Annotated in this window: 5 protein-coding genes; 2 read left to right on the forward strand and 3 right to left on the reverse strand. The window is 69.1% G+C overall.

Annotated elements, in window-relative coordinates; genetic code table 11:
* Together proB and infC are read right to left on the reverse strand one after the other, a co-directional pair.
* Window positions 1-933 (reverse strand): glutamate 5-kinase (gene proB / locus ACFDTH_RS17440; RefSeq protein ID WP_375288822.1); only part of this gene is annotated, 933 nt, incomplete at its 3' end.
* 345 nt (window positions 934-1,278) lie between these two features.
* A complete protein-coding gene (infC, locus tag ACFDTH_RS17445) occupies window positions 1,279-1,812 on the reverse strand; it encodes a translation initiation factor IF-3 (protein ID WP_375288823.1) in 534 nt (177 codons plus the stop codon).
* Window positions 1,813-2,161: 349 nt separating this feature from the next.
* Between infC and ACFDTH_RS17450 the strand changes: the two genes are divergently transcribed.
* Both ACFDTH_RS17450 and ACFDTH_RS17455 read left to right on the forward strand, forming a co-directional pair.
* Window positions 2,162-3,550 carry a DEAD/DEAH box helicase gene (locus ACFDTH_RS17450; RefSeq protein WP_375288824.1) on the forward strand — a complete coding sequence of 463 codons (1,389 nt, stop codon included), beginning with the start codon at window positions 2,162-2,164 and terminating at the stop codon, window positions 3,548-3,550.
* Window positions 3,551-3,598: 48 nt separating this feature from the next.
* The gene (locus tag ACFDTH_RS17455) at window positions 3,599-3,862 is read left to right on the forward strand and encodes a hypothetical protein (protein ID WP_375288825.1); all 264 of its coding nucleotides are present in this window, start codon (window positions 3,599-3,601) and stop codon (window positions 3,860-3,862) included.
* Between the two features lie 117 nt (window positions 3,863-3,979).
* On the opposite strand, the gene ACFDTH_RS17460 is transcribed toward ACFDTH_RS17455, so the two are convergent.
* On the reverse strand, window positions 3,980-4,642 hold the full coding sequence (locus ACFDTH_RS17460) for a nitroreductase (protein WP_375288826.1): 663 nt from the start codon (window positions 4,640-4,642) through the stop codon (window positions 3,980-3,982).
* Window positions 4,643-4,744: the final 102 nt, after the last annotated feature.

Consider the following 4,744-nt stretch of genomic DNA (forward strand, 5'->3'; position numbering starts at 1 on the left):
GTCGCCGCGCGCGAAGCGCCCCTCCACGCGCGTCGCGCCGGCGGCGAGCAGGCTCGCCCCGCCGATGAGTGCGGCGGCGGCGCCGGCATCGACATGGATGGTGCCGCGCGCGGTGAGCCGGCCCGCCATCCACGCCTCACGCGCGGGGGCGCGGCGGGCGGCGCGGAACAGGGTGTGGCGTGCGTCGGCGGCGAGCGGGCGCTCGGCGCGGCCGCTGGCGATGGCGAGCGCGATGCCCGCGCGGGTGGCGATCCGCGCCGCGGCGATCTTGGACACCATCCCGCCCGAGCCCATGCCCGAGGCGGAGCCGCCGTCCGCCATCGCCTCGATCCGCGTGTCGATCCGCTCGACGGTGGCGATATGCTGCGCGCCGGGCTGCGCGGGGTTGCGATCGTACAGGCCGTCCACATCGGATAGCAGGATCACACCATTCGCCCGCGCCGCCTGCGCCACCCGCGCGGCGAGCCGGTCGTTGTCGCCGAAGCGGATCTCCTCGGTGGCGACGCTGTCATTCTCGTTGAGGATCGGCACCACGCCGAGCGCGAGCAGCCGATCGAGCGTGGCGGAGGCGTTGAGGTAACGGCGGCGGTCCTCGAGGTCGTCGAGCGTGACCAGCATCTGCGCGGCGTGGAAGCCGGCGGCGCCGAGCACCTCGGCCCAGACCTGGCAAAGCGCGATCTGCCCTGTGGCGGCGGCGGCCTGCGCATCCTCCAGGCTGGCGCGCCCGCCCTTGGGCAGACCGAGCCGGCGCGCGCCGAGCGCGATCGAGCCGGAGGAGACCACCGCGATCTGCTGCCCCGCGGCGCGGCGTTGGGCGATATCGGCGGCGACCGCCTCCAGCCACCCGCGGCGCACCCCCTCAGCATCGACCAGCAGCGCCGAGCCGATCTTGACGATCAGGCGCGGGCAATCGGCGGGAGGGAAAAGGGGCATGCGGGGGCGCTTGGACCAGTATGGGGCGCGACTCCAGCCCCTGCCGTTCGCTTCTCGGTGTGAGTACGCAAAATGCGGTTTCGCGCCGGGTGTGTCCCCGTGAAGGCGGGGACCCAGTCTGTGCTCCCGCCTTCGCGGGAGCACATCGCTGACGCGGCACGCATCGACTTTGCGTTACAAGAACGCGAGAGGGGAAGGGTCCCGTCGCGGCGAAGCCAGTGACAGGTCGGTCATGCCCGCGGCATGACCTTCGAAGCACGGGGTGCTTCGATCCTGTCACTCGTCGGTCGGGGCTGTGCCCCGCCAGCCGTGGCGCCGACGAGGCGTGAAACAGCTTCCGCTATCTCACTTCGGCGCCAGCACCATCAGCATCTGGCGGCCTTCCATGCGGGGATAGGCCTCCACCTTGGCGACTTCCTGCACCTGCTCGGCAACGCGCTGGAGCACCGCCATGCCGAGCTGGCCGTGGCTGAGCTCGCGGCCGCGGAAGCGCATGGTGACCTTCACCTTGTCGCCTTCCTCGATGAACTCTGCCACCTTCTTCATCTTGGTGTCATAGTCATGGTCGTCGATGTTCGGACGCATCTTGATCTCCTTGATCTCCTGCGTCTTCTGCGACTTGCGGGCGAGATTGGCCTTCTTCTGCGCCTCGTACTTGAACTTGCCGACGTCCAGGAACTTGGCGACGGGCGGATCGGCATTGGGCGACACCTCGACCAGATCGAGGCCGACTTCCTGCGCCTGCGCGATCGCCTCGCGCGTGTACATCACGCCGAGATTCTCGCCCTCATGGTCGATCACGCGAACCTTGGGGCTCTGGATCCACTCGTTGAAGCGAGGGCCGTTCATCGGCGGCGCCTGCATCGGCCGGCGCATCATGGGAGGACGTATGGGTATTTCTCCTGTTGCTACTAAGACCCGGATATAGTCGATATCGGCGGGGTTTTGAAGCAGGTCCGTTGCAACCTGGCAGTTGGCTCTGTTCGGCGTGCGATGCACGCGTTTCCGCGCGAGCAAACGCGCGCTCGCAATCAGCATCCTTGACTTTCGGGGCCCTGCCAGCACATAGGCGCCGCACAGAGGCGTACAGCAGCGTGATCGAGGGCATGTCCCTCCGGCTCCGTCTCGACCCGAACGCGCAAGGCTTCCCTATCACGCGGGGTGTCATTCTTCCCCGCCATCGCACGGCTGCGCGCCGGGCGCTTGGGACATTTCGGATCAGATATCCATGACCTTCACCGACCTCGGCCTCGCCGAGCCTCTCGTCCGCGCGCTCTCCGCCAAGGGCTATGAGGCGCCGACGCCGATCCAGCGCGACTCGATCCCGCTGCTGCTCGACGGGCGCGACCTGCTCGGCATCGCGCAGACCGGCACCGGCAAGACCGCCGCGTTCGTGCTGCCCTCGATCCAGCGGCTCGTTGCCGCCAACAAGCGCGCGCTGCCGATGCACTGCCGCATGCTGGTGTTGGCGCCGACGCGCGAGCTCGCCGGCCAGATCGCCGACAGCGCGCGCGCCTATGGCCAGTTCTCCAAGCTGCGCGTCGCCACCGTGTTCGGCGGCACCAGCCTGCACAAGAACCGCACGGACGTGCGCCCCGGCGTCGACATCCTCGTCGCCACCCCCGGCCGGCTGATCGACCTGGTGGAGCAGGGCGCGCTCAACCTGTCCATGCTGGAGATCCTAGTCCTCGACGAGGCGGATCAGATGCTGGATCTCGGCTTCATCCACGCGCTGCGCACCATAGTGCGGATGCTGCCCAAGAAGCGCCAGTCGCTGTTCTTCTCCGCCACCATGCCGCCGGCGATCCGCCAGCTCGCCGACCAGTTCCTCACCGATCCCGCCACCGTCTCGGTGGTGCCGCAGTCGACCACCGCTGAGCGAGTCGACCAGTCGGTGATCTTCTGCAACCAGACCGAGAAGCAGGCGCTGCTGACCATGCTGCTCAGCGACATGCCGGTCGACCGTGCGCTGGTGTTCACCCGCACCAAGCATGGTGCCGACCGCGTCGTGAAGCTGCTCGCCGGCAACGGCATCGCCTCCAACGCGATCCACGGCAACAAGAGCCAGCCGCAGCGCGAGCGCGCGCTGGCCGCGTTCCGCTCGGGCGAGACGCCGATCCTGGTGGCGACCGATATCGCCGCGCGCGGCATCGACGTGTCGGGCGTGAGTCACGTGTTCAACTTCGAGCTGCCCAACGTGCCCGAGCAATATGTCCACCGCATCGGCCGCACGGCGCGGGCGGGGGCGAGCGGCGAGGCGATCGCCTTCTGCGCGGACGACGAGCGGCCGTACCTCAAGGACATCGAGAAGCTGACCCGCCAGAAGGTGCCGCAGCGCCCGCTGCCGGAAGGCTTCATGGCGCGCGCTGATGCGCTCAAGGCCGCGCGCGTCCAGGCGATCGGCGCCGATCCCGCGCCGCGCGAGGATCGCCAGCGCGGTCCGCGCCCGCCCGCGCGTCCCAAGGCGACCCACCAGCCGGTCCACACCCGCAACGCCCGTCCGGGTGGCGGCGGTGGTGGCCAGAGCCGGGGCGGCAATAGCGGCGGCGGCGGCGGCGGCGCGCGCGGCGGCAATCGCCGGCCGAGCCGTGGCCGTCGTCCCGCGGCGCAGGCGTAACGGAGCCGGAGCGCGGTTCGCGGGTTGGTCCCCGCAAAGGAGACCCGCATGGATACCGCGCTCACCCCCGCCGTCGAACGGATCGCCCGCGTACTCGCGGGCGAGCGCCTCAGCGCCAATGCCGAGGGGGACCAGGAGTCCGCCTCCGGTGCGGTCGATGCGGTGTGGCAGGACTATCGCGAACAGGCGATCGCGGTGCTGCACACCTTGCGCGCGCCCAGCGAGAAGATGGCCGCCGCGGGCGACCCCGCGGTATGGGAGCGCATGGTGCTCGCCGCGATCGAGGAGGCGAAGCCGGGCGTGGTGATGTGATCTAGCTTCACCCCTCCCCTTCAGGGGAGGGCGGGGGGTGGGGAAGGTGTCTCACCGAGACTTCCGCCGGCGGACAGCCCCCACCCCAACCCCTCCCCTGAAGAGGAGGGGCTTTGCTCAATGCACCGTCAGCCATTCCTCCTCATCCGCGCGCGGTGAGCGCAGGGCATTGACCGCCTCGCTCGCATCCTCCCAGCCGATCGCCACCCCGCAGAACAGCATCCGCTCGGGCGGGGTGCCCAGGAACGCTTCCACCGTGTTCGGATAGACCGCCCAGCATTCCTGCGGGCAGGTGGAAAGGCCGTCCTCTACCGCCAGCAGCATCAGGTTCTGGAGGTACATGCCGAGGTCCGCCCATTGCGGCGGCCCCATGCGCCGGTCGACGGTGACGAAATAGGCCGCGGGCGCGCCGAAGAATTGGAAGTTGCGCGCGAACCATTCGGCACGCGCGCGCCGGTCCTCGCGCGGGATGCCGAGGTGGCCGTACATCAGCTCGCCAATCTGGAAGGTGCGGCGCTTGGTCGCGTCGGTCATCTCCTTGGGATAAATGTCATAACCGGGCGTCTCGGTCTCGCGCCGCTCGATCTTGCCGCGCATGATCGCCTTCAGTTCGTCCATCTTGGCGCCATGGACGATGTCGACGTGCCAGGGCTGGATATTGCCCCCGGTCGCCGCACGGGCGGACTTGAGCGCAAGGCGCTTCAGGGTTTCCAGCGGCACCTCCTTGTCGAGGAACCCGCGCACCGACCTGCGCTCCGCCACCGCCGTGCTGACATCCATGCGTCTGACCCCTTGCCGTTTACGTCAACTTACGTCACACAGCCGCCGGGATAACATCTGTTATGGAGAGTCGGAAGATGCCCGAGGCGTATATCGTCGAAG

The sequence above is a fragment of the Sphingomonas sp. genome (genome assembly GCF_042096255.1).
In the GTDB taxonomy this organism is placed as follows: Bacteria; Pseudomonadota; Alphaproteobacteria; order Sphingomonadales; family Sphingomonadaceae; genus Sphingomonas.

Bases quoted from the DNA above. Each gene is read 5' to 3' on its own strand.
- ACFDTH_RS17455 (WP_375288825.1), top strand. From the start codon at position 3,599: ATGGATACCGCGCTCACCCCCGCCGTCGAACGGATCGCCCGCGTACTC.
- infC (WP_375288823.1), bottom strand. From the start codon at position 1,812: ATGATGCGCCGGCCGATGCAGGCGCCGCCGATGAACGGCCCTCGCTTC.
- ACFDTH_RS17460 (WP_375288826.1), bottom strand. From the start codon at position 4,642: ATGGATGTCAGCACGGCGGTGGCGGAGCGCAGGTCGGTGCGCGGGTTC.
- ACFDTH_RS17450 (WP_375288824.1), top strand. From the start codon at position 2,162: ATGACCTTCACCGACCTCGGCCTCGCCGAGCCTCTCGTCCGCGCGCTC.